The organism is Janthinobacterium sp. 1L-D-8-B-C4 (genome assembly GCF_057291295.1).
In genome coordinates, this window is sequence record NZ_JBXAVX010000004.1 from 90,066 (window position 1) to 116,701 (window position 26,636).

Below are 26,636 nucleotides of genomic sequence, written 5' to 3' on the forward strand. Positions count from 1 at the left end.
CTTACAGCCCCACCATCTGGCGGATCGCCGCCATGGGCCGGCGCATGATCCAGTAGGCGGCCGGCACCCAGCGCCCCGTCAGCTTGGCGGTGCCCTTCAGGCCCACGCGGTGGTCGGTGGGACCGTCGAGCGTGGCGCGCACGCGGTAGGCATAGCTGCCGTCCGGCCGCGGCAGCGCTTCATACGATACATAGCGGACCTTGGCCGTCACCGCCTGCAGCGGGCTGGCGCCCAGGTACAAGCTGGTCTCGGCACCCGCTTCGAGCGGAATCGCGTCGCCCACGCCCAGCCAGGCTTCAACCTCCACGTCTTTCGGCGTGGCGATGCGCATGATGCGCTCGCCCGTCATCACGGGCCGGCCTATCCATTCGCTGGGATCGTCGAACAGGGCGATGCCGTCGCGCGGCGCGACGATGCGGGCGCGCTCGGCCTGGCCATGCAAAAATTCGCTTTCGGCGCGGCGTTCCTCGATCTTGCCCTGCAGGGAAGATAGCAAGCCCTTCGACTTGCTGTCGGTCAGCGCCTGCTGCAGCGACTGGCGGTATTCCGCTTCGGCCGTGGCCAGCGCCTGGCTGGCCACCTGGTAGCGGCTATCGAGCTGGGCCTGGTCGAAGTCCAGCAGCGGATCGCCCTTCTTGACCATCTGGTTCGGTTTTACATGGAAGCGTTCGATCACGCCTTCCAGCGGCGAGCGGATGGCGGCCGGATTGGCCGGCACCAGTTCACCGGGCGCCAGGATGGTCAGGCGCACGGGAATGCACAGCAATACCGCGACGCCCAGCGCCACCTGCACCTTGCGCCGCCGCCACCAGGGCAAGGCCGCGCTTTTTTCCTGCGCCATGCGATTCTTCCAGCGCGATTTGAGCGCAAACGGCGACCACGACGCCGGCTTCGTGACAGCCGCATACGCATGGCGCAGCACGTCGCACCATTCCGTCAGCAGCGAAATGTCATGCTCCAGCCAAGGGGTATCGCGCGCCAGCAGCAAGCCGCCGCGTGGCGACTGCAACAACCCTTCGGTGGCCGGCAGCGGCAGCCACAAGGCGTAAGCCGGCAGCCACTCGGCCCATTCGGCGGCAACCTCGCCGTCGAAATCGACGGCTGTCAGTGCACCGACCGGCGCTTGCGCGCACAGCCGCTCCAGCCATTGCACATAGGGCGCATTGGCTTCGATCTGCACCACGCCCGACAGCGCGCACACCTTGCGGTCTTCGAACCACAGCGCCGCCTGGCGATAGGGCGCCAGCGCATGGCTGCCGTTGACGGCCAAGAAATCCAGTTCGACCCGCTCGCCGACATGGCGCGCGCGGTGCGCCATGTCGAGCAGCGTTGCCAGCGGACCGGAACTGTTTTGTTGCGTGTTTTCCATCTTCTAACCTTGTAATGCCATCACTTACGCCCTGGCGCGATACGCCGCATTCACCGCGCTGGCCTGGCGCAACTGCTCGCTCAAGCCGCTCTTGCCCATGGCGTTCTTCGCCTGGCCCACGTTGATGCGGAACAGCGCCGTCGCTTCATGGCCGTTAATGTCGCGCGCCGTCAGCTTGACGCGCAGTTCGCCCACCAGGCCTTTCGGTACCTCGCCGGTGAACTTGCCGGTCTGCGCGTCGAACTGCACCCACGACGGCAATGGACGGCCATCCTGCATGGTGGCGGCCAAACGCACCACGGCGTCGGCCTGGGTGTGCACGAAGGCGTCGCTCGGGATCGTCATCACCAGCGCACGGCCACTCTCGGCGTACTGGTCGGGCACGCCCTGGAACAGCATCAGCGCCGGATTTTCCGCCTTCGCCACCACCGTGCGGAAGCCGTTGTTGTCGGTGTACAGATCGCTCATTGCGGCGCTGCGGCGATATTCTGCGTTCGACAGGTCGGCGGCGCGGATGCCGCGGCCATCGAGCTGTATCGTCGCGTCGCTGCCACCCATATTGAACGGCGCGGCGGCGTTGATGCGCGTGTCGACGATATCCGGTGTCGGCACGAAGATCGGCAGCGGCGGCAGGATGGCCTCCGGCAATGGCGCCGGCGCCGGCGGCGCTTCCACCACCACCGGGGCCGGCACGTTGACCGGCTCCGGTGCGATCACCGGCTGCTGCGGCAGCGGCAACACGGTGAAGTTGACGGCGACGCTGCTCGACGCCGTGCCATCGCCGCCACGCACCAGCACCGTGTAGGTGCCGGCGGCATCGCTGGCCGGCGTGCCGCTGAAGGTGCGCGTGGCCGGATCGAACACCAGCCAGGCCGGCAAGGCGCTGCCGTTGGCAAGGGTGGCCGTGTAGTTCAGGGAGGCGTTGTCGATGTCGGTAAAGGCCGGCACCGTCAGCGTTGGCATCGCCACGCCGGCGGACAGGTTGGCCGGCGTCGGCACGCTGCCAGGCGCGACTGGCGCATCGTTGACCGGGTTGACCGTGATATTGACGGTATAGGTGCTGCTGCCGCCCTTGCCGTCGCTGACCGTATAGCTGAAGCTGTCGGCGCCGTTGTAATTGGCCGCCGGCGTGTAGACATAGCTGCCGTTGGCATTGACGATCAACGTGCCATGGGCAGGGTCGCCCGCCTTGGCATACGTCGCGCTATCGCCATCGACATCCACTACCGCCGGCAGCGAGCCCGACAGCACCGCATCTTCATCCACCGTGACGGTGGCACTGGACGCGGTCGGCGCGTCGTTGACGGCGGTGATATTGATCGCCACCGTGTAGGTATTGCTGCCGCCCTTGCCGTCATTGACTGTGTAGGTAAAGCTGTCAAGACCGTTGTAGTTGGCCGCTGGCGTGTAGACATAGCTGCCGTCCAGGTTGACCGTCACCGTGCCATGGGCAGGATCGCTGCCCTTGCCGTAGGTAAGCGTGTCGCCATCGACGTCGCTTGCCACCGGCAAGGTGCCGGTCTTGACCGTGTCTTCGCTGATGGTGATGCTCGTGCCGCTGCCGACCGGTGCATCGTTGACGGCGGTGATATTGATCGCCACCGTGTAGGTGTTCGAGCCGCCCCTGCCGTCATTGACGGTATAGGTGAAGCTGTCCGCGCCGTTGTAGTTCGCCGCTGGCGTGTAGACATACGTGCCGTTGGCGTTGACCACCACCGTGCCGTGCGCTGGATCGCTGCCCTTGCCGTAGGTAAGCGTGTCGCCATCGACATCGGTTGCCACTGGCAAGGTGCCGGTCTTGACCGTGTCTTCCGCCGTGGTGATGGTCGTACCGCTGCCGACCGGTGCATCATTGACGGCGGTGATATTGATCGCCACGGTGTAGGTATTGCTGCCGCCCTTGCCGTCGCTGACAGTGTAGCTAAAACTGTCGGTGCCGTTGTAGTTGGCGACCGGCGTATAGGTGTAGCTACCATCAGCGTTGACCACCACCGCGCCATGCGCAGGATCGGTCGCCTTGTCATAGGTAACGGCATCGCCATCGATGTCGCTTGCCACCGGCAGGGTGCCGGTCTTGACAGTGTCTTCTTCCAGGGTGATGGCGTCGTTGCCGGCCACGGGGGCATCATTGACCGGCGTGACCGTGATCGCCACCGTGTAGGTGTTCGAGCCGCCCTTGTCGTCATTGACGGTATAGGTGAAGCTGTCCGAGCCGTTGTAGTCGGCCACCGGCGTATAGGTGTAGCTACCATCAGCGTTGACCACCACCGCGCCATGCGCAGGATCGGTCGCCTTGCCATAGGTAACGGCGTCGCCATCGATGTCGCTTGCCGCCGGCAGGGTGCCTGCTTTGACGGTGTCTTCGTCCAGGGTGATGGCGTCGTTGCCGGCCACGGGAGCATCATTGACCGGCGCGACCGTGATCGCCACGGTGTACGTATTGCTGCCACCTTTGCCGTCATTGACGGTGTAGGTAAAGCTGTCGGCGCCGTTGTAGTTGGCCACCGGCGTATAAGTGTAGGTGCCGTTGGCGTTGACTACCACCGTGCCATGGGCAGGGTCGCTACCTTTGCCGTAGGTAACGGTGTCGCCATCGACGTCCGTTGCCACTGGCAGTGTGCCGGTCTTGACCGTATCTTCAGCCGTGGTGATCGTCGTGCCGCTACCGACTGGTGCATCGTTGATCGGCGTGACCGTGATCGCCACCGTGTAGGTGTGCGAGCCGCCCTTGCCGTCATTGACGGTATAGGTAAAGCTGTCAGCGCCGTTGTAGTTGGCCACCGGCGTATAGATGTAGGTGCCGTTGGCGTTGACTACCACCGTGCCATGGGCAGGGTCGCTGCCTTTGCCGTAGGTAACGGTATCGCCATCGACGTCCGTTGCCACTGGCAGTGTGCCGGTCTTGACCGTATCTTCAGCCGTGGTGATCGTCGTGTCGCTACCGATTGGTGCATCGTTGATCGGCGTGACCGTGATCGCCACCGTGTAGGTGTTCGAGCCGCCCTTGCCGTCATTGACGGTATAGGTAAAGCTGTCGGCGCCGTTGTAGTTGGCCACCGGCGTGTACGTGTACGTGCCATCGGCATTAACCGTCACGGTGCCATGCGCAGGGTCGCTGCCCTTGCCGTAAGTCAGCGTATCGCCATCGACGTCAGCGGCCACCGGCAAGGTGCCAGTCTTGACCGTGTCTTCGCTGGTGGTAATGCTCGTGCCGCTGCCGACCGGCGCATCATTGACCGGCGCGACCGTGATCGCCACCGTGTAGGTGTTGCTGCCACCTTTGCCGTCATTGACGGTGTAGATAAAACTATCAAGACCGTTGTAGTTGGCGACTGGCGTGTAGACATACGTGCCATCGGCGTTGACCGTCACTGTGCCGTGCGCAGGGTCGCTGCCCTTGCCGTAGGTGAGCGTATCGCCATCGACGTCGGTGGCTACCGGCAGTGTGCCGGTCTTGACCGTGTCTTCGCTGGTGGTAATGCTTGTGCCGCTGCCGGCCGGCGCGTCATTGACCGGAGCGACCGTGATCGCCACCGTGTAGGTATTGCTGCCACCCTTGCCGTCATTGACGGTGTAGGTAAAGCTATCAAGACCGTTGTAGTTGGCGACCGGTGTGTAGACATAGCTGCCGTCCGGGTTGACGGTGACCGTGCCATGCGCAGGGTCGCTGCCCTTGCCGTAGGTCAGCGTATCGCCATCGACGTCGGTGGCCACCGGCAGGGTGCCGGTCTTGACCGTGTCTTCCGCCGTGCTGATCGTTGTGCCGCTGCCGACCGGTGCATCGTTGACCGGCGCGACGGTGATCGCCACCGTGTAGGTTTTCGAGCCGCCTTTGCCGTCGCTGACCGTATAGGTAAAGCTGTCCGCGCCGTTGTAGTTGGCCACCGGCGTATAGGTGTAGGTGCCGTCGGCATTGACCACCACCGCGCCATGCGCCGGGTCGCTGCCCTTGCCGTAGGTGACGGTATCGCCATCGAGGTCGGTCGCGGCCGGCAGCGAGCCGGACTTGCCGGTATCTTCCGCCGTCGTGATGGTGCTGCCCGATGCCGTCGGCGCATTATTGGCGGCGGGGTCGGCAAAGTCGACCACGATATCGGCGCGTGCGGCGCCGGTGACCGCGCTGGCCGCCACGCCGCTGAAGGCGCCATTGCCGAAGCTGACGCCGAAGTTGCTGATGTCATTCGCATTGGCGTGCGCGGTGGCGTTGCCGGTGAATTTCAAGGTGGCGGTGGTGGCGCTGGTACGCGTGATTTCCGCCGTCAGGCCGGCCGGGGTATTGGAAAACGTCACGCCGGACAGCGCCGCGCCATCACTGCCGCTGAAGCTGCCGTTGGCCAGGGTGATGGTCGACGTCATCGTAAACGAACCGTCATTGGCGGCCGCTTCGGTGAAGTTGGTGGTGCTGTATTTGATATTGGCCGCAGGGGTCTCAACTTTGTTGGTGTCACCCTTCCAGTCAGGACCTACACTGAAGTCAAGTGCAAAATATGCTCTGCCATCAAGGGTTCCCGTCCCTACCGCATTGCTGCCAGATTTAATCTGGAACGAACTCATCGAATCATAATAAACCTTGACGCGATAGGCATCACCTGTAATCGTGCTAGAAGGATTATTAAAACCGCTTGCTGCCACATATTGGAACGTGACCGAACCGTCGGTTTGGGTGGTGGGTACGAGCTGTGAATTGACAGATAGTTCATAGCGCGAAAAACCCTTGAACTGCTGGTACTGGCGGTCGGTATTGCTGGAGCTGACGCCGTCGATGTCATAGGAGTTGACGGCCACGTTCTGCAACGTGACGGCAGTGCCGGTACCGGCGCCGGTATAGGTGCCGGCCTTATAGAAATCGATGGTAAACGTGGCGCCGCCACCGCCGGCTGTGACGTTCAGATTGGGCTGGAAATAGGCAGCACCTGTGGTTGATGGATTGTCGATCGAATCGTAAGCGCTGATAGTGGCGCGATCCAGCTTAGTGGTCACCACCGCATCAACAGCCTGGCCGTTGATGGTAATAACACTGTTGAAGCGCATGACATCACCGTCCAACTTGCCTGTGCCACTACCGCTGATGCTGGTCAGGCCAGTGCCGATCGTTCCATTGAAGTTCAATGGCTGCCACTTGGCGTCATACACGGTATCGACTGCCAGCTCGCCCTGCCAGCCAGCGCGGTCCAGCACCATGGTGTCGGCTTCGATGGCGCCGCGATGCGCTTCCAGGGTCCAGTTGCCGTGGAAGGCGGCGGAGCCGGTGACATCGACCGAGGCGGCCACGTCGGCCTGGGTCAGTTGGGCCAGGCGATCGACAAAGGCCAGGCCGGCCGCGCCTTCGGCCACGTCGCAGCCGTAGATCAGCAAGTCGCCATTGGCCGTCAACGACTGGCCCAGCTGCACGAACTGGTCGCGGTACTGCTCGATATTCGCGCCCGAAATGGTGCTGCCCAATTCGATCTGGCCGGCGGAGCCGTGCGTGACCAGGTGGATCGCATCGACCGGCGCATGGCCTTTCAAAGCGTCCAGCATTTGCTGCAGGCCGTCGCGGGTATGGTCCAGCACCACCACTTCGACGCCGTCGCGCACGCCGGCCACCAGTTGCTGCAAATTGGCTACATTGTCTTCGATAAAAACGATCTCGTGACGCGGCTGTTCGCCGGGGGTCGCCACTGCTGCCGGCACCTTGACCTCGGCAGCGGCTTTTTCCGCCGCTGCGCGTTCGGCCGCCGCACCGTCGGCGGCAGCGTGCTCGGCAGCGGCAGCCCTGGCGCCGGCGGCGGTATCGACCGCCGCACCGTCAAACATGATGCGCTGTTCTAGCACCAGCGGCGCCGGAGCACGGCGCTTGAGCGCGCGGCGGGCCGGCGCGGCTGGTGTGGTGGAAGCTTCAATGACGATGCGGTCTGGATTTTTCATGGCGTATTTTTATCAGTAGATTTTTGCAATGGATTATTTGCCTGCGGGCGGGTTCAATGCGACCCGGCCACTCATGCCTGCGATCAACTCGGGGAAGCGTCCATCGATGGCGGCCGACAGCTTGACCGACTGGCTGACCGGATCGACGCGCGCGCCGATGCGCTGTACCTTGGCCGGATAGGTCTTGCCGGTTTCATCGATCGCCACCTGGAAGGCGTAGCCGGGCTTGAGCCAGGCCAGCCAGCGCGACGGCACGATGAATTCCAGTTCCAGCGCGGAATCATCGATGATTTCCAGCAAGGCCTGGCCGGGCTGCACGTATTGCTGCTCGCGCACCTTCTGCTCGGTCACGCGGCCGGCAAATGGCGCTTGCACGCTGCATTTGCCGATCACCGCCGCGCCATAGGCCAGCTCGGCCTTGGCCTTGCCCACTTCGGCTTCCGACACTTCCAGCTCGACCTTGCCGATCGAGCGCAATTCTTCCAGACGGCGGTTGGCGTTATAGGTGTGCTCGGCCGCCGACAGCATGGCCTTGGCTTTTTCGCGCTGCGCCTGCTGCAACGAGCAGTCGAGCGAAATCAGGGTCTGGCCGGCGCGGAAACTGCCGCCTTCGGTGACTGCGATGCGGCTGATCTTGGCGCCGACTTCGGCCGCGATGGTGGTGTAGCGGCGCGGCGCCAGCTGGGCGCGCACTTCCTGGCGCTCCATCGCCGCGCGCGGTGCTGCCGGCGCCGGCGCCGCCAGCACCGGCGTGGCCAGCGCCACGGTCAAAGCCAGGCCGGCCAGGCGCAGTGGAGCGACAGCCATCACTTGGCCACCGCCGGCGCCTGCACGCCCTGGTTCCAGCCAGCCATCGAGGAACCGACCTGCTTGGTCAGTTGTTCCAGCGGCATGTCGCTGACACTGCCGATCACCGGCTCCAGGCCCAGGGTGGCTTGCACCTTGCTGGCCGACGCCTGCAGTTGCGCCAGCGACTGATAGCGGCGCAGCAGGCTCAGAATGGCGGTGGTGCTGTTGGCAACTTGTTCCAGCTTGCCCTGGGTTTCGGCGGTGCCGCGATTCTTGATATGCATGGCGATCTTGGCGTCGGCCTGCCAGATTTCATCGGCGCGCAGATATTGCTTGTAAGCGATCTGGTATTGCAGGCGCGACAAATGCACCTGCGTCAGCACCGTCATCTGCGCCGTGATGCGGCGCTGGTCCGCCAGTTTCACGCCGGCTTCGGCCATGCGTTTTTGCGCCGGACCCGAGAACAGGTTGAACAGGTTGTACGACAGGTGCACGCCGGCGTCGTTCCAGCGGTTGTTGATCATGTAGCGGTCGCTGTCGTAGCGCAGGTCGTAGTTGAACGACAGGTTCGGGAACATGCGCAGCATGACGCGGCGCGTTTCTTCGGTGGCGATGCGGGCGTTGTAGAACTGTTCGCGGATATCGGCGTTTTGCATCACCGCCAGCTCTTCCATGCGCTCGACGGGCATGTCCAGCATGGACGCATCGACTTGCGCACCGGGGTCGCTCACCTCCACTAGCTGGCTCAACGGTGCGTTGATCAGATGCGCCAGTTCCACCCGGCCGGACGACAATTCCTGCTCGATGCTTTCGAGCAGGCGCAGGTTTTCCAGCAGCTGGCGCTGGTAGCGCAGCGCATCGACGGGCGAGCGCAGGCGCTCGGCCTCGGCCTTGCGCGCGTCTTTCAGCGCGTCTTCCGCCAGGTTGATCGTTTCCTGTACTTCGGCACGCAGTTTTTGCGCGCTGGCCATGCGCCAGAAGGACGTGCGCACATCCTGGATCAGCACGTGCATGGCCTTGCGGCGGCGCTCGGCGGCGATATTGACGCGGTCGGCGGTCTGTTTGGCGGTGATATAGCTCATGCCGAAGTCCAGCGCATTCCAGGTCAGGCCCAGGTCATAGGCGGCATGGCCGCGCTCGGACGAAATATAGGGATTGGCCAGCGATGGCTTGCCTGTTACCGAATCGACGCTGCGCGTGATCAACTCTTCATTGCGCGTGGTATAGCCGGCGTTGGCCATCAAACGCGGCAGCATGTCCCAGCTGGCGCTGTCGAGCTGGTTCATCGCCAGCGCTTCTTCCATCACGCGCGTGCGGCGCTCAAGATTGTATTTCAGCGCGCGCGCGATCGCCTCATCCATCGTCAACGCTCCCACCACCGGCGGCACCTCTTCCATTGCTGCCTGGCGGTCCAGCGCGGTCTGGGCCGTCAGCTCATTGCTGGTCAACGGTTGTACTTGAACGGTGCCACACGCCGTCAGCATGACGGTGACGCAAGCTGCTACAGCTCGGACGATGAGTTTTTTTTGCATGGGATCTAGACGGCCAGAAAAGTTGTCGATGGAAATTAGTTATTTGGAACTATCAATTTACTATTTTGCAATATTGAATCTCGCCAATTATATTTTAATGAAACATTTCTGCCTAGATTCGATGGTGATATTTATGCCAATTTCCATATGAAAATTTTATTGGCAATACATAAAATAACGTTTCCATATCAATACTGAAATATTTTCCTGATCTCCATACCCAACGCCACTTTTCATTTCAGACAGACGAAAAAAAACCCGGTCAACCGCACCGGGCCTCCCTACTAATTACATAACAGTGTTTTTATTTTTGCACATCCGGATCTTCCGCCGTGGCCTCGGCCATTTCAACTTCGGCCGCCGGATTGGCAGGTTCGACAGCATCGCCTTCGGCCTGGGCGCCGGCGCCCTCTTCTTCCTCATACTCGTCGGTGGCAGCGGCATCGCCGGGCGCGGCGGCAATCTCCAGCAGGCGCGCTTCGATCGACAGATCGACTTCATCCCAGCGCAGCAAGTCCAGCGTGACCTGCGCGCCGCGCGCCACGGACGGCATGCCCGGCAGCTTGATCACCAGCGGAATATCGACCAGGCGCAGGATTTCATCCTTGAGCACCACCGCGTCGACCTGGCGCGCTTCTTCCTGCGCCAGCCAGCGCAAGCACCAGTAGCGTTCCATGTTCGACTGGAAATCGCCATAGGCGGCGTACGCCGCGTCAAAAGCAGAGACGATGGCAAACAGATTGGCGTCGCGCGGCTTGAACGGCGCCACCAATGGCGCCGTCACGCCATGCTCGGCGCAGGCAATGATCTGCCATTGATTGACCAGGTCGGTGTAGCGGCGCAGCGGCGAGGTGCTCCACGCATATTGATCCACGCCCAGGCCCTGGTGCGGCGCGGCATGGGTGACCATGCGCACCTGCATCTTTGCCGCCCAGCCATTGCCGGTGCCGCCGCCCTGGCTGCGGTAGATGCCGGGCACGCCATGGTCGTGCAGCATCTTGCCCCAAGTACTGTTGGCAAAGATCATCAGTTCGGCGACGATCTTGTCGAGCGGCGCGCCACGCTTGCGGCGCACCACGCTGACGATATCGTTTTCCACATAGAAATTGAAATCGACGCGATTGTTCTGCTCGGGCTTGAGACCAAACCCTTCGCGCTTTTTCATGCGGCCCTGTTCCAGCTGCTGGGCCCATTGCCACAGCACCGCAAAGTCGGCCTTGTGCGGGTACTCGCCCTCGCCGCTGGCCAGCGTTTCCTCGTTGACCACGTCGTCAAGCTGGTTGTGGCGCAAGTTGCTGGCGATCGGCACCAGTTCGGCACGCGTTTCGGTGCTGACGACGGCCCAGTCGGCTTTCGGGTCCAGCGTGGCGTACAACGACAGCGCCGGGCAGGTCGTGCCTTCGGCCAGGGTAAATGCATTGACGATTTCGTCCGGCAGCATGGTGATCTTGTCGCCCGGCATATAGACGGTCGACATGCGCTGGCGCGCCATCTTGTCGATCGCGTCGTCCGGGCGAATGCCCAGGCCCGGTGCGGCAATATGGATGCCGACCTTGACGTTGCCATCCGGCAAAGGCTGCACCGAAAACGCATCGTCGATCTCGGTGGTGGTCACGTCATCGATGGAAAACGCGGCCACATCGGCCACTGGCAGCTTGGCGGTCACGGATGGCACCGGCACGCTGGGGAAACCGGCGCCTTTCGGGAAGTTTTCAAACAAAAACTTCGACAAATGCAGGTCCTTCGGCGTGGCGACGCCGCCGGTGGCCAGCATCAAACGCGGTGCGCTCGTATGCAATTCATTGCAGGCCGCTTCCAGCGCCTTGTATTCGATGGTGTTCTTGTCGGGCTTGAACAGCAGTTGCAACACCATAGTCTGCATCGCGGCTGGCAAGCGGTTCTGCTTGAGTTCGTCTACATAGCCGGCCTGCACCAGCGCCTGCTGCTTTTTCTTTTCAATCCCGGCCAGCGCGGCTTTCAGCGACGCTTCCGGCGCGGCCTTGTAGCGGCCACGGCCCTTCTTGTAGAAATATACGGGTGCCGAATGCAGCGACAATATCAGGCCGGCCGCTTCGAACGGCAGTGGCGCATGGCCGAAGTATTCGGCACCCAGCTCGGCAAAGCCGAATTCCTCTTGGCCAGCCACTTCCCACAGGAAATCGAGGTCGATCTCGGCGGAAACAGCTTTTGCCTGTTCCAGCAGTTCGCCCGGCGCCGGTTTCTCATATTGCAGCAGCACATCTTTTACTTTGACCTTGGTGCGCTTGCCGCTGGCCATTTCAACCTGGTATGCCTCGCCTGCCTGCGACAGGACCGTGCCGACCTTGAAATCGCCGGATTCTTCAAAAAATAGATTCATTATTATGCTTTATTGATTAATGTGTCAGTTGCAACGACAGGTGCCAGTTCCAGCACCGCCGGCAGAAATACTTCCGTCACCAGCAGCAGGCCACGATGGCGCTGATACAGGCAGCGGCGCGCAAAGAACAGCGCCTGCTCGGGTGCCGCGCGCCCTTCCAGCGCCAGCGCCGCTTGCGCCCGCCGCACCAAAGGATGGCCGGCGCGCAGGCGCGCAAATTCCAGTTCACCGCGGCGCACCATGCGGTCGCCAAACAGGGTCGTGCCCAGCGAGCGTTCGCCCAGCGCGGAAAACAGCGGCCAGTCGGTGGCCGTGGCCTGCATCGGCACGACAGTGTGGCCAAACACGGCCGGCTGGCCGTCGCAGCGCAGCAGCACTTCGCGCTCCCACACCCGGCCCGCGCGGTGCAGGCCGATAATGGCTGCCTCGTCCGTCAGGCAACGCGCCGTTTCCTGATGCAAACATTGCACGCGAAACGCACGGCTATGGGCTTTCAGCTTGGCCGTCAGCGAACCGCCCCCCGTGAGCCAGTGGCGCAAGGCCGGCGGCGCATTGACGGCGTTCACATGTGCATGCCATTGCGCCTGGCGCAGCGAACCGGGCCTCACCGGCCCGCATCCATGCCGATGCCGCAAAATTGCAGTACCGGCGCCAGGTAGTCGGCGAACTCGCTGATGCCGTGGTCGCTGCCGTCGATAATCGTTTGCCGCGCCCCTGCATAATGCGCCAACATGTCGCGGTAGTCGAGCACTTCGTCGCCGCTGGCGGCGATCAGGAAATAGCGTTCGGGCTGGCTGATGGCCGGCACGGCAAACGCGCGCAGCTCTTCAATATAGTCGCGCTTGAATTCGAACGGCTCATCGGAATGAAACGCCGTCGTCACGCCGACATGCTGTTCCAGGTCCAGCAGCGGCACGATGGCGGGGTTGAGCAGCACCGCGCGGCAACCCAGCTGTTCAGCGAGCCAGGTGGCGTAATAGCCGCCCAGCGAGGAGCCGACTATCGTCAACTCCTGCGCTGGCACATCCTTGACCAGCGACAAGGCCAGCTCGATCGCCAGCTTGGGCGAGGCCGGCAATTGCGGGCACAGCCATTCTTCACTACGCCCCAGCGCCTGCAGCTCCGCGGCCAGCAGGCGCGACTTCATCGACAGCGGCGACGAGCGGAATCCATGCAGGTACAAAATCATCGGCCCAGGGCCTCCAGCAATTTCTGGTGCACGCCGCCAAAGCCGCCATTGCTCATCACAATGATCTGGTCGCCGGGGCGCGCCGCTGCCGCCACGGCGGCCACCAGCGCATCGATTGCTTCATATGCGCTGGCAATCGGGCCCAGCGGCGCGAGCGCCTCGCCCAGGCTCCAGCCCAGCGCCTCGATGCTGCCAAAACCGAACACCAGATCGGCATCCTTCAGGCTGCCCGGCAGCGCATCTTTCATGGCGCCCAGCTTCATGGTGTTCGAACGCGGTTCCAGCACGGCCAGGATGCGGCCGCTTTTTCCTATCTTCTGGCGCAGGCCACCGACGGTGGTGGCGATCGCCGTCGGATGGTGGGCGAAATCGTCATAGACAGTAATATTGTCGACCACGCCGCGCACTTCCATGCGCCGCTTGACGCTTTCAAAGGTGGCCAGCGAATCGCAGGCCTGGGCGATCGGCACGCCCACATGGCGCGCGGCGGCAATTGCCGCCAGCGCATTGCTGCGGTTGTGCTTGCCCGTCAGCGACCACGCCACATGGCCTTCATGCTTGCCCTTGAACAACACGTCGAAGCTGCCGTTCTCCTGTTCCGTCAATTGCCAGTCGGCGTCCTGGCCAAAGCTGTCCTGACCAAACGTTTCCTGTTCGCTCCAGCAGCCGCGCGCCAGCACTCGCTGCAACGATGCTTCATCGCCATTGACGATCAGGCGGCCGATGCCGGGCACAGTGCGCACCAGGTGGTGGAATTGGGTTTCGATCGCATGCAGATCGGGGAAGATGTCGGCATGATCGTATTCGAGGTTGTTCATTACCGCGGTTTTTGCGTGGTAATGCACGAACTTGCTGCGCTTGTCGAAAAACGCCGTATCGTATTCATCGGCTTCGATCACGAAAAAATCGGACTCGGCGCTCTTGCCGTTGATGGTGCCCGACAGGCGGGCGGAAATGCCGAAGTTCATCGGCACGCCGCCGATCAAAAAGCCCGGCGCGTAGCCGGCGTCTTCCAGTATCCACGCCAGCATCGCCGAGGTGGTCGTCTTGCCGTGCGTGCCGGCCACGGCCAGCACCCATTTATTGCGCAGGATATGTTCGCCGATCCATTGCGGGCCAGATACATACGGCAGGCTGCGGTTGAGGATTTCCTCGACCAGCGGGTTGCCGCGCGACACCACATTGCCAATCACATATAAATCCGGATTCAGCTCGGTCTGCTTCGGATCGAAACCCTGGATCAGTTCGATTCCCTGCGCTTCCAGCTGGGTGCTCATCGGTGGGTAGACATTGGCATCGCAGCCGGTAACTTTATGGCCGGCTTCCTTGGCCAGGACAGCCAGGCCGCCCATGAAGGTACCGCAAATGCCGAGGATATGAATATGCATGTGATCAGTGCGAAAGACGTGCTTGTTAGTATGGGAAATAAACCAGGTGTGGGATTTTACCTGACGCCATGGTTTTTTCCGCTTCAGAGTATGATCTCGTTCATGACGACTGATGCTTTTGATGACAACCGGCAACTACGGCTGGAAATTGCCGCCGCCGCCGCCCGCCTGGTGGCGCAGGACGGCGCCGACTATGGCAGCGCCAAGCGCAAGGCCGCGCGGCAGATCCTGGGCGACGCGCCAGGCGGGTCCCAAGTGCTGCCCGATAACGAGCTGATCGAGGAACAGTTGCGCCTGTACAATGCGCTGTTCCTGGCCGACAGCCAGCCTGCGCGCCTGTTCCAGCTGCGCACCATCGCGCTGCAGGTGATGGAAGCGTTGCAGCAATTCCATCCGTTGCTGAGCGGCCCCGTGCTCAATGGCACGGCCGGCCCGCACGATGAAATCTATCTGCAGCTGTTTGCCGACAGCGCCAAGGATATCCACATCTTCCTGCTCAATAAAAACGTGGTGCTGGACATGTCGGAAACACCGCATTTCAAGGGGCCGCGTTATGATGCTGTCGAAACCGCCAGTTTCCTGTGGAAAAATGAAGGCGTGCACGCGGCCATGTACGAACTCGACGACATGCGCGGCGCACTCAAGCCGAAGGCCGATGGCAAAGTTCTGCGCACCGATATCGCCGGCCTGCGCACCCTGCTGAGCCAGTCCCAGGCAGAAACATAAAAACATTTATATAACTAATATGACCAAGAAGAATATTATTGCCTGCGCCATCGTTGCCCTGCTGTTCGGCGCCATGGGTGCCTACGTGGGCATCAGCAAGAACAAGGAAGCGGCAGCGCCCGTGACGACCACCATGGCGCCCGGCGCGAGCGGCCCCGTCAATGAATTGTATGCGCTGTCGCTGCCGGATGCGGCCGGCGCAACCCAGGCCTTGTCGCAATGGAAAGGCAAGAATCTGCTGGTGAACTTCTGGGCGCCCTGGTGCCCGCCCTGCGTGCAGGAAATGCCGGAACTGTCGGAAGTACAGGGCGAATTTGCCGGCAAAAACCTGCAGATCATCGGCATCGGCATCGATTCGGCCACCAATATCAAGACCTTTGCCGACAAGGTCAAGATCGCCTACCCGGTATATGTATCGGGCATGAGCGGCACCGATCTGTCGCGCCATTTCGGCAATGCCACCGGCGGCCTGCCATTTACGGTACTGATCGGCGCCGATGGCGAAGTCAAGAAGACCTATCTGGGGCGCCTGAAATTCGATCAATTGCGTGCCGATCTGGGCAAATTGTAAATTCGACAGCGTGCTTTTTTCTCTTGCCAATGCGTATCTTTGGCGGCAAAATGCGGAACTTTCGCTAAAACGGTCTTCCATACATGGCAAAAAACCTCCTTCTGCTCAACGGTCCCAACCTGAATTTGCTGGGAACGCGCGAGCCTGAGGTCTACGGCGCCAGCACCTTGGCCGATATCGAGCAGGCGGCGATGGCGCAAGCCCTGGCGGCCGGCGCCGATCTGGTATGCTTCCAGAGTAACCATGAAGGTGCGCTGATCGACCGCATCCACGCCGCGCGAGCGGAAGGGGTAGACGCGATCATCATCAATCCGGGTGGCCTGACCCATACCAGCGTGGCCTTGCGCGATGCGCTGGCGGGAGTGGCCATTCCGTTTGTGGAAGTTCATATCTCGAATATTTACCAACGCGAAACGTTTCGTCATCACTCATTCCTGAGCGCGATCGCGCAGGGGACGATCTGCGGACTGGGTATCGATGGATATCGGTTTGCCATCGACTTTGCGCTTAAAAAACGTTAATCTACGCGATCTGCACGCAATTAGCGCGGCGACGGGTTTTTCGACCGCACCGCACCACTTACAAAACAAATTACATTCCTAGGGGTTTCACATGGATCTACGAAAACTCAAGACCTTGATCGACCTGGTCGCCGAATCGGATATCGCAGAACTCGAAGTGACCGAAGGCGAAAGCAAGGTTCGCATCGTCAAATCGTCGGCCATGCCGCAAAACCAGATGGTCATGATGCAGCCACAAGGCATGCAAGCCCCTTACCAAGCCGCCCCGCAAGCCGCGCCTGCGCCAGCTGCGGCACCGGTCGCCGTGGCCGCCGAGCCTACCGGCTACGTGGTCAAGTCGCCGATGGTCGGCACCTTCTACCGTTCGTCCGCTCCTGGCAGTGCCGCGTACGTCGAAGTTGGTTCCACCGTCAAGGAAGGCGACACCCTGTGCATCATCGAGGCGATGAAGCTGTTGAATGAAATCGATACCGACAAAGCTGGCGTCGTCACCCAGATCCTGGTGGAAAACGGCCAGCCGGTCGAATTCGGCCAACCCCTGTTCGTGATCGGCTGATACCCTGTCCACACGGCCGGCAACGGCCGTTTGCAGTTTAACGCCCCTCACACTTGTTGTTCCGCCGGCTAGCCGGCTCTCACAGACATACGCGAACCTACCATGTTTGAAAAAATCCTGATTGCCAACCGTGGTGAAATCGCCCTCCGTATTCAGCGCGCCTGCCGCGAAATGGGCATTAAAACGGTTGTAGTCCACTCTGAAGCCGACAAGGACGCCAAATACGTCAAGCTGGCCGACGAATCCGTTTGCATCGGGCCGGCACAGTCCGCCCTGAGCTACCTGAACATGCCCGCCATTATCAGCGCCGCTGAAGTGACGGACGCGCAGGCGATCCACCCTGGCTATGGCTTCCTGTCGGAAAACGCCGACTTCGCCGAACGCGTCGAAAAATCGGGCTTCGTCTTTATCGGACCCCGTTCCGAATCGATCCGCCTGATGGGCGACAAAGTGTCGGCCAAGCAGACCATGATCAAGGCCGGCGTTCCCTGCGTGCCGGGCTCGGAAGGCGCATTGCCGGACGATCCGAAAGCGATCGTGCAAATTGCGCGCAAGGTCGGCTATCCGGTCATTATCAAGGCAGCCGGCGGTGGCGGCGGACGCGGCATGCGCGTGGTCCACACCGAAGCGGCCCTGATCAACGCCGTGGCGATGACCAAGACCGAAGCGGGCACCGCTTTCGGCAACCCTGAAGTGTATATGGAGAAGTACCTGGAAAATCCGCGCCACGTGGAAATCCAGATCCTCGCCGACGAACACAAGAATGCCGTCTGGCTGGGCGAGCGCGACTGCTCGATGCAGCGCCGCCACCAGAAGGTGATCGAAGAAGCACCGGCGCCGGGCATCCCGCGCAAGCTGATCGAAAAGATCGGCGACCGTTGCGCCGAAGCGTGCCGCAAGATCGGCTACCGCGGCGCTGGCACGTTTGAATTCCTGTACGAAAACGGCGAGTTCTATTTCATTGAAATGAACACCCGCGTTCAAGTTGAGCATCCAGTGACCGAAATGATCACCGGCATCGATATCGTGCAGGAACAGATCCGCATTGCCGCCGGCGAAAAGCTGCGCTACCGCCAGCGCGACGTGCTGCTGTCGGGCCACGCCATCGAGTGCCGCATCAATGCCGAAGATCCGTTCAAGTTCACGCCGTCGCCAGGCAAGATCATTTCCTGGCATGCACCAGGCGGCCCAGGCATTCGCGTCGATTCGCACGCCTACGCCGGCTACTATGTACCGCCGCACTACGACTCGATGATCGGCAAAGTGATCGCTTACGGCGCCACGCGCGAGCAGGCGATCCGCCGCATGCAGATCGCCCTGTCCGAAATGGTGGTCGAAGGCATCAATACCAATATCGCCCTGCACCGCGAGCTGATGATCGATGCGCGCTTCATCGAAGGCGGCACCAATATTCACTACCTGGAACAGAAACTGGCCGACATGCCGGACCTGGGCAAGAACATTCATGGCGCCGTGCCCAGCATCGCCAAGAAATCGGAAATCAAGGCGGATGCATGAGCTGGACTGAAATCGTCATCGAGATCGCGCGCGACAACGCCGAGGCCATGTCCGACGCCTTGATGGAAGCGGGCGCCCTGTCGGTGTCGGTGGAAGACGCCGACGAAGGCACCGACGCCGAGCAGCCGCTGTTTGGCGAGCCCGGCATGGAACCGAAGGAAGCGGCGTGGGAACGCAGCCGCGTGGTCGCGCTGACCGATGTCGACGCCGACCAGGCCGCCATTGTGGCAGCGGCCGCAGCCGCCATCGGCCTGGCCGACGCACCGGAATTTACCACCCGCCCGGTCGAAGAGCAGGACTGGGTACGCCTGACGCAATCGCAGTTCGCACCGATTCACATCGGCAAGAATATCTGGGTCGTGCCGAGCTGGCACGAAGCACCGGACCCTGACGGCCTGATCCTGGAGCTGGACCCGGGCCTGGCCTTCGGCACCGGCAGCCATCCAACCACGCGTTTGTGCATGGAATGGCTGGAAGCGCACCCTGCGCCCGGCAAGACCGTGCTCGACTATGGTTGCGGTTCCGGCATTTTGGCGATGGTGGCAAAAAAGCTCGGCGCGCAGACCGTGGCCGGCGTTGATATCGATCCGCAGGCGATCGAATCAGCACGCGACAATGCCGAGCGCAACCAGTGCGAGATCGAATACTTCCTGCCTGACACGTTCGCCACCTCGGCGCACGCGACCGCCAGGTTCGATATCGTGGTGGCCAATATCCTGTCGAGCCCATTGAAGCTGATGGCGCCGATGCTGTCCGGCCGCGTGGCTGACGGTGGTGCATTGATTTTGTCGGGCGTGCTGGCGCGCCAGGCCGAGGAAGTTGCTGCCGCCTACGCACCGTTCATCCAGTTGGGTGTGTGGGCCGAGCAAGACGGCTGGGTGGCACTGCACGGCCGCCTGGGTGCGTCCAGCGCGCCGGCGCCACGCGCGGAAGGTGCATAAGCACAGCAATGGCCCTCGCCACCAAATGCCCCCATTGCAACACGATATTTCGGGTCGCTGCTGACCAGTTGAAATTACGTGGGGGCATCGTACGCTGTGGCACCTGCAAGGAAGTGTTTGACGGCAATGCCGCGCTGGTCGATCCGGCTGCGGCATTGTTGCCGTCTGCGGGACCGGTCCCGGTCCCGGCCCCGGCGCCGATACTGGCTCCGGCACCGTCGCTGCCGCCAGTCCTGGCGCTCGATATACCCGATGACACCGCGCCCTACGACGGCCACGACGAAGAGCCGGTCTATACGCTCGACTTCGACACCTCGTTCGACCCGTTCGGCATTCTGCCTGAAACGGCGCAGCTCAAGGGCGGCGAGGACGAGCGGCGCGACGACGAGGAAGCCATCGAGCTCGACCTCGATATCGGCCAGGCGCTGCCCGGCGAGCCTGAAGCGGAATCCGAACCGGAACCAGTACCGGCACCGGCGCCAGTGATTGCAACGCCAGCCGTGCCGATGGCGCCCTTGCGCAGCCGCGAGGCCGAGGAAGCGCCCGCCTTTGTCACCTATCTGCGCGACAGCCGGCGCGAGCCGAAGTTCGAGGCCGCAGCGCCAGTACTGACAGAACCTGCACCGCAAAAAGTCAGCCTGGAAAAACCGCTCGCGGCGGGCACTGAAGGCGCGCGCCAGGAACCTACGCTCACCGATCATTCCTTCGACCTGCCGGCAGGCGCGACACCAGCGGCCAGCGAGCTGCATGTACTGGAAGACTTGCCGCCAGCCCCTGACGAACCCGCTTTCGTGACGCAAGGCCGGCGCCGCGAGCAGAGCGGCAAGGCGCTGCGCGTGGCGATGGCTGCCGGCGCGCTGGCCCTGCTGCTGCTGTTGCTGCTGCAGGTGATGACCACCTTCCGCAATCCGCTGGCGGCGCAGTTTCCGCAATTCAAACCCGCGCTGGCCGCGCTGTGCTCGGTCAGCGGCTGCCAGGTCGACCTGCCGGCGCAGATCGAAGCGCTGGCCATCGAGCAAGGTGAATTGCAGACCCTGGCGCCGCAGCGGTTTTCCTATGTATCGCAGTTGCGCAACCTGGGCCGCAACACGCAGGCATGGCCGAACATTGAACTGATCCTCAACGACGACGATGGCAAGCCCGTGCTGCGCCGCGTGGTCGCGCCGCGCGATTATCTGCCGGCCGGTACCGATGTCGCCAAGGGCTTTGCGCCGCGCTCGGAACAGAATATCAAACTGTATTTCAGCTTGGACCAGCTTACGGCGTCTGGCTATCATATCGCCATCTTTTACCCTTGACTGACACTATCATGACCAAAACTTCATTGATCTGCGGCTCGCTCGCCACCGATACCATCATGCAATTCCCGGGCCGTTTCGGCGAATCGCTGCTGGCCGACCAGTTGCACAAGGTGAACGTCTCGTTCCTGGTGCCTACCATGCGCACCGAGTTCGGCGGCTGCTCGGGCAATATTGCCTACAGCCTGAAAATGCTGGGCGGCGATCCGCGCATCGTTGGCGTGATGGGTCAGGACAGCGCCGCCTACCTGGAACGCCTGCAAAAACTGGGCATTTCCACCGCCAACATCCTGATCAAGGCCGACAGCTACAACGCGCAGTGCTTCGTTACTGCCGACAGCGACAATAACCAGATTAACGCCTTCCACCCGGGCGCCATGTCGTTCGCGCATGAAAACCCGATCGCCAACGCCGGCCCGGCCCGCGTGGCCATCATCTCGCCGGACGGCGACCAGGGCATGCTCAAGCACGCCGCCGACCTGGCCGAACTGGGCATTCCCTTCATGTTCGATCCGGGCCAGCAATTGCCGCGCTTCAATGGCGAACAGCTGATCGACTTCATCAACAAAGCCACCTATGTGTCAGCCAATGATTATGAGATGGAAATGTTGATGGAACGCACGGGCTTGACCCTGCCGGAAATCGCCAGCCGCCTGGACGCGCTGATCGTTACGCGCGGCGAAAAAGGTTCGGAAATTTATACCGACGGCAAGCGCATCGACATTCCTGTCGTGGCCGCCAAGGAAATACTGGATCCGACCGGCTGCGGCGACGCCTACCGCGCCGGCCTGCTGTTCGGCATCACCAACGACCTGGGCTGGGAAACCAGCGGCCGCTTGGCCAGCCTCCTGGGCGCCATCAAGATCGCCACCCAGGGCGCGCAGAACCATGTGTTTACACCGGAAAGCATTGCCGACCAGTTTGAAGCGGCGTTTGGCTACCGCTATTAAACCCGCGAACCCGGTTAAGGCCGGGGTCAGACCCCCACGCCCGTTAGCGCTGAGCTTTGCGCTAACGCTGGCGAGGGTCTGACCCCAGTACTACCTGCATCACCTTCCCATCACGAAAATCATCCCCACCAGCATCTGCGCAATCTGCAGCAGTATCAGCGCCACCAGCAGCGACAAATCCAGGCTTCCCACCAGCGGCACCACCTTGCGGATCGGACGCAGCAGCGGCTCGTTCAGCGCGCGCACGAACGGCGCCAGCGGCGCATGCGGGTTGACCCAGCTGAAGATCGCTTCGATGATCAGCAGCGCCATGAAACCGTACAGTATCCATTGCAGGAAACGCTGCAAGGCCTTCAGCAGCACTGCTTCGACCGGCAGGCCGACGATAAACCAGATGCAGGTAGCCAGCAGCACGATCAGGAAGGCGCCGATCAGGCTGGCCCAGTCATAGCCGCCCACGCCCGGAACTACACGGCGCAGCGGACGCACCAGCCAGTCGGTCAATTGAAAGGTGAACTGCGCCACCGGCGACGGCGGACGTACGCGCACGGCCTGCATCCAGAAGCGCAACAGCAGGACGCCGCCCAGCAAGGTGGCGATGGTGTCAACAATCAATGTAAGGATAGTGATCAGCACAACAAATTCTCCAAAAAAAAACCGCTGTGTGATGATCACACAGCGGCGTGTTGCCTCATCCAGGCACCCACTTCGTCAAATTACGATGGACGGGTGCTGGTTGGGAATGGCCAGGCTGCGGCCGGTGCCAACACGGTTTTTGCTACAGGTGCAATCGGTGCTGCCGGCTTGGCGGCTTCCGCTTTCGGCGCGGCCTTTTTAGGGGCGGCCTTTTTGGCTGCCGGCTTGGCTGCGACTGGCGTTGCCGCTGGTGCCGCCTCTGGTGCCGCTACCGGTGCCGCTGCGACGGCTGGCGTTGCCGCTGGCTTGGCTGCTGCTTTTGCCGCTGGCTTGGCTGCAGGTTTCGCTGCCGCCGCTTTGGTTGCCGGCTTGGCTGCTGGTGCTTTTGCCGCTGGCTTGGCCGCTGCTGCTTTGACCGCAGGTTTGGCTGCAGGTTTCGCCGCTGCTGCTTTGGCTGCAGGCTTGGCTGCAACTTTAGCTGCGGGTTTGGCTACGGCTTTAGCGGCTGGTTTGGCTGCTGCTTTAGCTGCCGGCTTGGCTGCAGGTTTGGCTGCCGCTTTCGCTACTGGCTTGGCTGCTGGTTTTGCCACGGCCTTGGCTGCAGGTTTGGCTGCTGCTTTGGCTGCAGGTTTGGCGGCTGCTTTTGCCGTTGGCTTGGCTGCTGCTTTGGCTACTGGCTTGGCAGCGGTTTTTGCCGCTGGCTTGGCTGCTGGCTTGGCTGCTGCTTTCGCCGCTGGCTTGGCTGCAGGCTTGGCTGCTGCTTTGGCCGTTGGCTTGGCTGCTGTTTTCGCCGCTGGCTTGGCTGCAGGTTTGGCTGCTGCTTTGGCCGCAGGTTTGGCTGCTGCTTTCGCTGCTGGCTTGGCTGCTGCTTTCGCTGCTGGCTTGGCTGCTGCTTTCGCTGCTGGCTTGGCCGCAGGTTTGGCTGCTGCTTTCGCTACTGGCTTGGCTGCTGCTTTTGCCACTGGTTTTGCTGCTGCTTTGGCTGCAGGTTTAGCCACGGCCTTGGTAGCTGCTTTTGCCGCTGGCTTGGCTGCTGCCTTTGCTGCTGGTTTGGCTGCTGCAGGTTTTGCTGCTGCTTTCGCTGCCGGTTTGGCTGCTGCAGGTTTCGCTGCTGCTTTCGCTGCCGGTTTGGCTGCTGCAGGTTTCGCTGCGGCTTTCGCTGCTGGTTTGGCTGCAGGTTTCGCTGCGGCTTTGGCTACTGGCTTGGCTGCGGTTTTGGCGGCTGGTTTAGCTGCCGTCTTGGCAGCTGGTTTGGCGGCAACCGGTTTGGCTGCGGCTGCCGGCGTCTTCGCGGCAGGAGCAGCTTTGGCGGCTGGTTTCTTTACTTCTGATTTCTTAGCGGCTGTTGCCATTTGTATCTCCTTCATCTGAGATGAGAAATTTAAGCTACAAGATTTAAACCCGTCCAACCCACCACAGGGATAGGCCAGGCGAATTATTCATCGGCACAAACGGTCGTTTGCGCTAATGAATTCGGCACCAGCTGAACTGCTGCAACTCCTCACGTTTGCAGCACTTCAGCCATCGTCGGTGCCACCGTGCTTTATCTCGCAGCTGGTGGCAAAGTCTGAATTCGGTTGTTTCGTTTTCGATGCCGTGCGTTTTTTCCGCTCCTCGCATCGCGCTCGCCACCACGGCGTATCGTCAAATAAAAAACCGCCATGCCTGAAAAAATTCGGGCACGGCGGCAGACGAAAACGGTGTGGTTTTGTGCATATCCGTGTAAATCTGTATCCCTGTTTTGCGAGCTTTTCTGGCGTCGCGCTGGTCAAAAAACCCCGCATACTACCACTCGCATTTGCAATCGTCCTAAAGTACACGAAAACCTTGTCGATGCGCAACCGGCACGATACGTTTTCGCGGCCTTTTTTGCAGGGATAGGCGCGCCAACGCACAAACGTGCGCCAAACAGACCATGCACGCGGCCACGCATCATCAGCGACGCTTTTTTTCATCCTCCATGTCGAAACTCGGCGGGCGCTTTTTTCACACCGCGATGCGCGTGATTGCTTCGCGGCTGCCGGCCTGCTGGCGCAGTTTGAATTTCTGGATTTTCCCCGTCGCGGTCTTCGGTACCTCGCAAAAAATCACACGGCGCGGACACTTGAAATGAGCCAGGCGCTGGCGGCAGAAAGCGATCACGTCGCCCTCCGTCAGACCATCTGTCCCGGCCTTCACTTCCACGAAGGCGCACGGCACTTCGCCCCATTTGTCGTCGGGCTGCGCGACCACCGCCACGTACAAAACACCGGGCAGCGTGTACAGCACCTCCTCCACCTCCACCGACGAAATATTCTCGCCGCCCGAGATGATGATGTCCTTCGAACGGTCGGTGATCTGCAGGTAGCCATCAGCATGCACCACCGCCACGTCGCCAGTGTGGAACCAGCCATCAAGGAACGCCGCTGCCGTCGCCGCGGGATTTTTCAGGTAGCCCATCATGACGGTGTTGCCGCGCACAAGGATTTCGCCGGACGATGCACCGTCACAGGCGACCGGCTCGACGCTGCCTTCAGCTGCCACGCGCAGCTGTTCCAGCATCGCGGCGCGCACGCCCTGGCGCGCATTCAGGCGGGCCTGCTGGTCTGCCGGCGCCGCGCTCCACTGCTCTTGCCAGGCGCAGGTAATGGGGGTGCCGGAAATTTCCGTGATGCCGAATACGTGCTCCACTTCGAAGCCCATCGCACCGACCACTTCGAGTATGGCGGCCGGTGGCGGCGAGCCGGCCGTCAGCACGCGCACCCTGCGCGGCAGCACCGGGCGCTGCGCCACCGGCGTGGCCGCGATACCGGCGAGCACGATGGGCGCGGCGCAGAAGTGATCGACGCCATGCGTGGCGATCGCCGCAAAGACATGCTCCGCCGTTACCTTGCGCAGGCAGACATGGGTGCCTGCGGCGGCCGTGATGGCCCAGGCAAAGCACCAGCCATTGGCATGGAACATCGGCAGCGTCCACAGGTAAACCGGCGCACGCGGCAGAGCCCAGCTGGTCATTTGCAGCAAGGTCATCAAATAGGCGCCGCGGTGGCTGGGCACCACGCCTTTCGGGTCGCCGGTGGTGCCGGAGGTGTAGTTGAGGGCGATCGGACTCCATTCGTCAAGCGGCAGGCGCGCTTCAAATGCAGGGTCGCCACTGGCCAGCAGGGATTCATAGTCAAGCTCGCCGATCGGCGCACCAGCGGGTGCCTCTGTGTCGTTGATGTCGATCACGCGCGGCGGCGTGGCCAGGCCGGCCAGGGCCCTGGCGGCCAGCGCAGCAAACTCGCGGTCGACCAGCAGCACCTTGCATTCGCCGTGGCGCAGGATGAAGGCGATGCTGTCGGCGTCGAGCCGGCAGTTGATCGCATTGAGCACCGCGCCCGACAGCGGCACGCCCAGGTGGGCTTCGAGCATGGCCGGCGTATTGGGCGCGATGATCGAAACCGTGTCGCAGGGCTGCACGCCCAATTGCACCAGCGCCGACGCCAGGCGGTGGCAGCGCTCGCGCGTCTGGCGCCAGCTCTGGCGCAAGACGCCGTGAATGATCGCCGTGCGGTCCGGGTACACATCGGCCGTGCGGCCCAGGAAGTGCACCGGTGTCAATGGCTGGTGGTTGGCGGGATTTTTATCCAGGCCAAGCGAGTAGGCGTGTGCACTCATCGGGCTGTCTCCTTTTTTATGGTGTCGTGAAAAGTGGTGAAGCTGGCTACCGGCAGGCGTTCGGTGACCAGCGTGTTCTCGATGCAGGCCGGATCGGCGTAGCCCAGGCTCATGCCGCAAACCAGCATCTGGTCGTCAGGAAAAGCCAGTTCCTGCGCGATGATGCGGTGAAAAGTATTGAACGCCGCCTGCGGGCAGGTATCGAGGCCGCGCGCGCGGGCGGCGACCATCAGGCTTTGCAGCAGCATGCCGCAGTCGAGCAGGCTGCCGCGTCCCATTCTGCGGTCCACCGTGATCATCAGCCCCACCGGCGCATCAAAAAACCGGTAGTTGCGGCCATGCTGGGCATGCATGGCGGCGCGGTTGCCCTTGCCGATACCGAGCAGGCCATACAGTTCCCAGCCGACCTGCCGGCGCCGCTCGAGATACGGCGAAATCCACTCGGCCGGATAGTAGTCATAGGGCTCGCTGTGCTGCGCCAGCAGCCCCGGGTCGTCATGCACGCGCAGGATGGCCGCGCTCAGTTGCTGCTTTGCCGCGCCCGTGACGACATGGATTTGCCACGGCTGGGTGTTCATGCCCGAGGCGCTGTAGCGGGCCACTTCGATGATCGCCTCGATATCGGCGCGCGCCACTTCGCGCGGCAAGAAGGCGCGGATCGAGCGGCGCGAGGCGAGCGCCCAGTCGACGGCGGCGCGCATGTCCTGCTGGTCGATGGCGGGGGCAGTTACGGGTCGTTTTTGCATG

21 protein-coding genes are annotated in these 26,636 nt (G+C 62.0%); 9 read left to right on the forward strand and 12 right to left on the reverse strand.

The genetic code is table 11. The features are described from left to right. Nucleotide 1: 1 nt before the first annotated feature. From AC0Z42_RS09175 to mpl, 8 genes are all read right to left on the reverse strand, one after another. Nucleotides 2-1,369: an efflux RND transporter periplasmic adaptor subunit gene (locus AC0Z42_RS09175; protein ID WP_485467918.1), complete on the reverse strand. Its 1,368-nt coding sequence runs from the start codon at nucleotides 1,367-1,369 to the stop codon at nucleotides 2-4. 24 nt (nucleotides 1,370-1,393) lie between these two features. Further along, complete coding sequence (locus AC0Z42_RS09180) at nucleotides 1,394-7,276, reverse strand: tandem-95 repeat protein (RefSeq protein ID WP_485467919.1); 5,883 nt, start codon at nucleotides 7,274-7,276, stop codon at nucleotides 1,394-1,396. Between the two features lie 33 nt (nucleotides 7,277-7,309). Then, nucleotides 7,310-8,083, reverse strand: coding sequence for an efflux RND transporter periplasmic adaptor subunit (locus AC0Z42_RS09185; protein ID WP_485467920.1), 774 nt, complete (start codon nucleotides 8,081-8,083; stop codon nucleotides 7,310-7,312). Then, nucleotides 8,083-9,597, reverse strand: coding sequence for a TolC family protein (locus AC0Z42_RS09190; protein WP_485467921.1), 1,515 nt, complete (start codon nucleotides 9,595-9,597; stop codon nucleotides 8,083-8,085). The genes AC0Z42_RS09185 and AC0Z42_RS09190 overlap by 1 nt, the downstream gene beginning before the upstream one ends. A 304-nt stretch (nucleotides 9,598-9,901) precedes the next feature. After that, the gene (locus tag AC0Z42_RS09195; protein ID WP_485467922.1) at nucleotides 9,902-11,956 is read right to left on the reverse strand and encodes a ribonuclease catalytic domain-containing protein; all 2,055 of its coding nucleotides are present in this window, start codon (nucleotides 11,954-11,956) and stop codon (nucleotides 9,902-9,904) included. A 2-nt stretch (nucleotides 11,957-11,958) separates the two neighbouring features. After that, nucleotides 11,959-12,564, reverse strand: a complete 606-nt coding sequence (locus AC0Z42_RS09200; RefSeq protein ID WP_485467923.1) for a chorismate--pyruvate lyase family protein — start codon at nucleotides 12,562-12,564, stop codon at nucleotides 11,959-11,961. Beyond that, nucleotides 12,561-13,145, reverse strand: a complete 585-nt coding sequence (locus AC0Z42_RS09205) for a YqiA/YcfP family alpha/beta fold hydrolase (RefSeq protein WP_485467924.1) — start codon at nucleotides 13,143-13,145, stop codon at nucleotides 12,561-12,563. The genes AC0Z42_RS09200 and AC0Z42_RS09205 overlap by 4 nt, the downstream gene beginning before the upstream one ends. Continuing rightward, nucleotides 13,142-14,533: a UDP-N-acetylmuramate:L-alanyl-gamma-D-glutamyl-meso-diaminopimelate ligase gene (gene mpl / locus AC0Z42_RS09210; protein ID WP_485467925.1), complete on the reverse strand. Its 1,392-nt coding sequence runs from the start codon at nucleotides 14,531-14,533 to the stop codon at nucleotides 13,142-13,144. Before mpl ends, AC0Z42_RS09205 begins: the two co-directional genes overlap by 4 nt. Nucleotides 14,534-14,635: 102 nt before the next feature. On the opposite strand from mpl, the gene AC0Z42_RS09215 reads away from it, so the two are divergent. From AC0Z42_RS09215 to AC0Z42_RS09250, 8 genes are all read left to right on the forward strand, one after another. Then, nucleotides 14,636-15,259 carry a hypothetical protein gene (locus tag AC0Z42_RS09215; RefSeq protein WP_485467926.1) on the forward strand — a complete coding sequence of 208 codons (624 nt, stop codon included), beginning with the start codon at nucleotides 14,636-14,638 and terminating at the stop codon, nucleotides 15,257-15,259. A 19-nt stretch (nucleotides 15,260-15,278) separates the two neighbouring features. Then, complete coding sequence (locus AC0Z42_RS09220) at nucleotides 15,279-15,830, forward strand: TlpA family protein disulfide reductase (RefSeq protein WP_485467927.1); 552 nt, start codon at nucleotides 15,279-15,281, stop codon at nucleotides 15,828-15,830. Between the two features lie 83 nt (nucleotides 15,831-15,913). Then, nucleotides 15,914-16,351 (forward strand): type II 3-dehydroquinate dehydratase, encoded by a 438-nt coding sequence (gene aroQ, locus AC0Z42_RS09225; protein WP_485467928.1) that lies wholly within the window; start codon nucleotides 15,914-15,916, stop codon nucleotides 16,349-16,351. Between the two features lie 91 nt (nucleotides 16,352-16,442). Continuing rightward, nucleotides 16,443-16,907: an acetyl-CoA carboxylase biotin carboxyl carrier protein gene (gene accB, locus AC0Z42_RS09230; RefSeq protein WP_065309733.1), complete on the forward strand. Its 465-nt coding sequence runs from the start codon at nucleotides 16,443-16,445 to the stop codon at nucleotides 16,905-16,907. Nucleotides 16,908-17,009: 102 nt separating this feature from the next. Then, nucleotides 17,010-18,425: an acetyl-CoA carboxylase biotin carboxylase subunit gene (accC, locus tag AC0Z42_RS09235; protein WP_485467929.1), complete on the forward strand. Its 1,416-nt coding sequence runs from the start codon at nucleotides 17,010-17,012 to the stop codon at nucleotides 18,423-18,425. Beyond that, the gene (gene prmA / locus AC0Z42_RS09240) at nucleotides 18,422-19,366 is read left to right on the forward strand and encodes a 50S ribosomal protein L11 methyltransferase (RefSeq protein ID WP_485467930.1); all 945 of its coding nucleotides are present in this window, start codon (nucleotides 18,422-18,424) and stop codon (nucleotides 19,364-19,366) included. Before accC ends, prmA begins: the two co-directional genes overlap by 4 nt. 8 nt (nucleotides 19,367-19,374) lie before the next feature. Continuing rightward, on the forward strand, nucleotides 19,375-20,664 hold the full coding sequence (locus tag AC0Z42_RS09245) for a DUF3426 domain-containing protein (protein WP_485467931.1): 1,290 nt from the start codon (nucleotides 19,375-19,377) through the stop codon (nucleotides 20,662-20,664). Nucleotides 20,665-20,675: 11 nt separating this feature from the next. Next, the gene (locus tag AC0Z42_RS09250) at nucleotides 20,676-21,614 is read left to right on the forward strand and encodes a carbohydrate kinase family protein (protein WP_485467932.1); all 939 of its coding nucleotides are present in this window, start codon (nucleotides 20,676-20,678) and stop codon (nucleotides 21,612-21,614) included. 99 nt (nucleotides 21,615-21,713) lie between these two features. Here AC0Z42_RS09250 and AC0Z42_RS09255 read toward each other — a convergent pair whose 3' ends face one another. After that, nucleotides 21,714-22,250, reverse strand: coding sequence for a YggT family protein (locus AC0Z42_RS09255; RefSeq protein ID WP_485467933.1), 537 nt, complete (start codon nucleotides 22,248-22,250; stop codon nucleotides 21,714-21,716). A 369-nt stretch (nucleotides 22,251-22,619) separates the two neighbouring features. On the opposite strand from AC0Z42_RS09255, the gene AC0Z42_RS09260 reads away from it, so the two are divergent. Beyond that, a complete protein-coding gene (locus tag AC0Z42_RS09260; RefSeq protein WP_485467934.1) occupies nucleotides 22,620-23,621 on the forward strand; it encodes a hypothetical protein in 1,002 nt (333 codons plus the stop codon). A 146-nt stretch (nucleotides 23,622-23,767) separates the two neighbouring features. On the opposite strand, the gene AC0Z42_RS09265 is transcribed toward AC0Z42_RS09260, so the two are convergent. The 3 genes from AC0Z42_RS09265 to AC0Z42_RS09275 are packed head-to-tail and all read right to left on the reverse strand — an operon-like array spanning nucleotide 23,768 to nucleotide 26,635. Further along, entirely contained in the window at nucleotides 23,768-24,205 is a 438-nt protein-coding gene (locus AC0Z42_RS09265) for a hypothetical protein (protein ID WP_485467935.1), read from the reverse strand. A gap of 31 nt (nucleotides 24,206-24,236) precedes the next feature. Further along, nucleotides 24,237-25,889: an AMP-binding protein gene (locus AC0Z42_RS09270; protein ID WP_485467936.1), complete on the reverse strand. Its 1,653-nt coding sequence runs from the start codon at nucleotides 25,887-25,889 to the stop codon at nucleotides 24,237-24,239. Beyond that, nucleotides 25,886-26,635: a nitroreductase gene (locus tag AC0Z42_RS09275; protein WP_485467937.1), complete on the reverse strand. Its 750-nt coding sequence runs from the start codon at nucleotides 26,633-26,635 to the stop codon at nucleotides 25,886-25,888. The genes AC0Z42_RS09270 and AC0Z42_RS09275 overlap by 4 nt, the downstream gene beginning before the upstream one ends. Nucleotide 26,636 lies beyond the last annotated feature (1 nt).

Excerpts from the sequence above, each read along its gene's own strand:
- AC0Z42_RS09175 (WP_485467918.1), bottom strand. The coding sequence starts at position 1,369 with ATGGAAAACACGCAACAAAACAGTTCCGGTCCGCTGGCAACGCTGCTC.
- AC0Z42_RS09180 (WP_485467919.1), bottom strand. The coding sequence starts at position 7,276 with ATGAAAAATCCAGACCGCATCGTCATTGAAGCTTCCACCACACCAGCC.
- AC0Z42_RS09185 (WP_485467920.1), bottom strand. The coding sequence starts at position 8,083 with ATGGCTGTCGCTCCACTGCGCCTGGCCGGCCTGGCTTTGACCGTGGCG.
- AC0Z42_RS09190 (WP_485467921.1), bottom strand. The coding sequence starts at position 9,597 with ATGCAAAAAAAACTCATCGTCCGAGCTGTAGCAGCTTGCGTCACCGTC.
- AC0Z42_RS09195 (WP_485467922.1), bottom strand. The coding sequence starts at position 11,956 with ATGAATCTATTTTTTGAAGAATCCGGCGATTTCAAGGTCGGCACGGTC.
- AC0Z42_RS09205 (WP_485467924.1), bottom strand. The coding sequence starts at position 13,145 with ATGATTTTGTACCTGCATGGATTCCGCTCGTCGCCGCTGTCGATGAAG.
- mpl (WP_485467925.1), bottom strand. The coding sequence starts at position 14,533 with ATGCATATTCATATCCTCGGCATTTGCGGTACCTTCATGGGCGGCCTG.
- AC0Z42_RS09215 (WP_485467926.1), top strand. The coding sequence starts at position 14,636 with ATGACGACTGATGCTTTTGATGACAACCGGCAACTACGGCTGGAAATT.
- AC0Z42_RS09220 (WP_485467927.1), top strand. The coding sequence starts at position 15,279 with ATGACCAAGAAGAATATTATTGCCTGCGCCATCGTTGCCCTGCTGTTC.
- aroQ (WP_485467928.1), top strand. The coding sequence starts at position 15,914 with ATGGCAAAAAACCTCCTTCTGCTCAACGGTCCCAACCTGAATTTGCTG.
- accB (WP_065309733.1), top strand. The coding sequence starts at position 16,443 with ATGGATCTACGAAAACTCAAGACCTTGATCGACCTGGTCGCCGAATCG.
- accC (WP_485467929.1), top strand. The coding sequence starts at position 17,010 with ATGTTTGAAAAAATCCTGATTGCCAACCGTGGTGAAATCGCCCTCCGT.
- prmA (WP_485467930.1), top strand. The coding sequence starts at position 18,422 with ATGAGCTGGACTGAAATCGTCATCGAGATCGCGCGCGACAACGCCGAG.
- AC0Z42_RS09245 (WP_485467931.1), top strand. The coding sequence starts at position 19,375 with ATGGCCCTCGCCACCAAATGCCCCCATTGCAACACGATATTTCGGGTC.
- AC0Z42_RS09250 (WP_485467932.1), top strand. The coding sequence starts at position 20,676 with ATGACCAAAACTTCATTGATCTGCGGCTCGCTCGCCACCGATACCATC.
- AC0Z42_RS09265 (WP_485467935.1), bottom strand. The coding sequence starts at position 24,205 with ATGAAAAAAAGCGTCGCTGATGATGCGTGGCCGCGTGCATGGTCTGTT.
- AC0Z42_RS09270 (WP_485467936.1), bottom strand. The coding sequence starts at position 25,889 with ATGAGTGCACACGCCTACTCGCTTGGCCTGGATAAAAATCCCGCCAAC.
- AC0Z42_RS09275 (WP_485467937.1), bottom strand. The coding sequence starts at position 26,635 with ATGCAAAAACGACCCGTAACTGCCCCCGCCATCGACCAGCAGGACATG.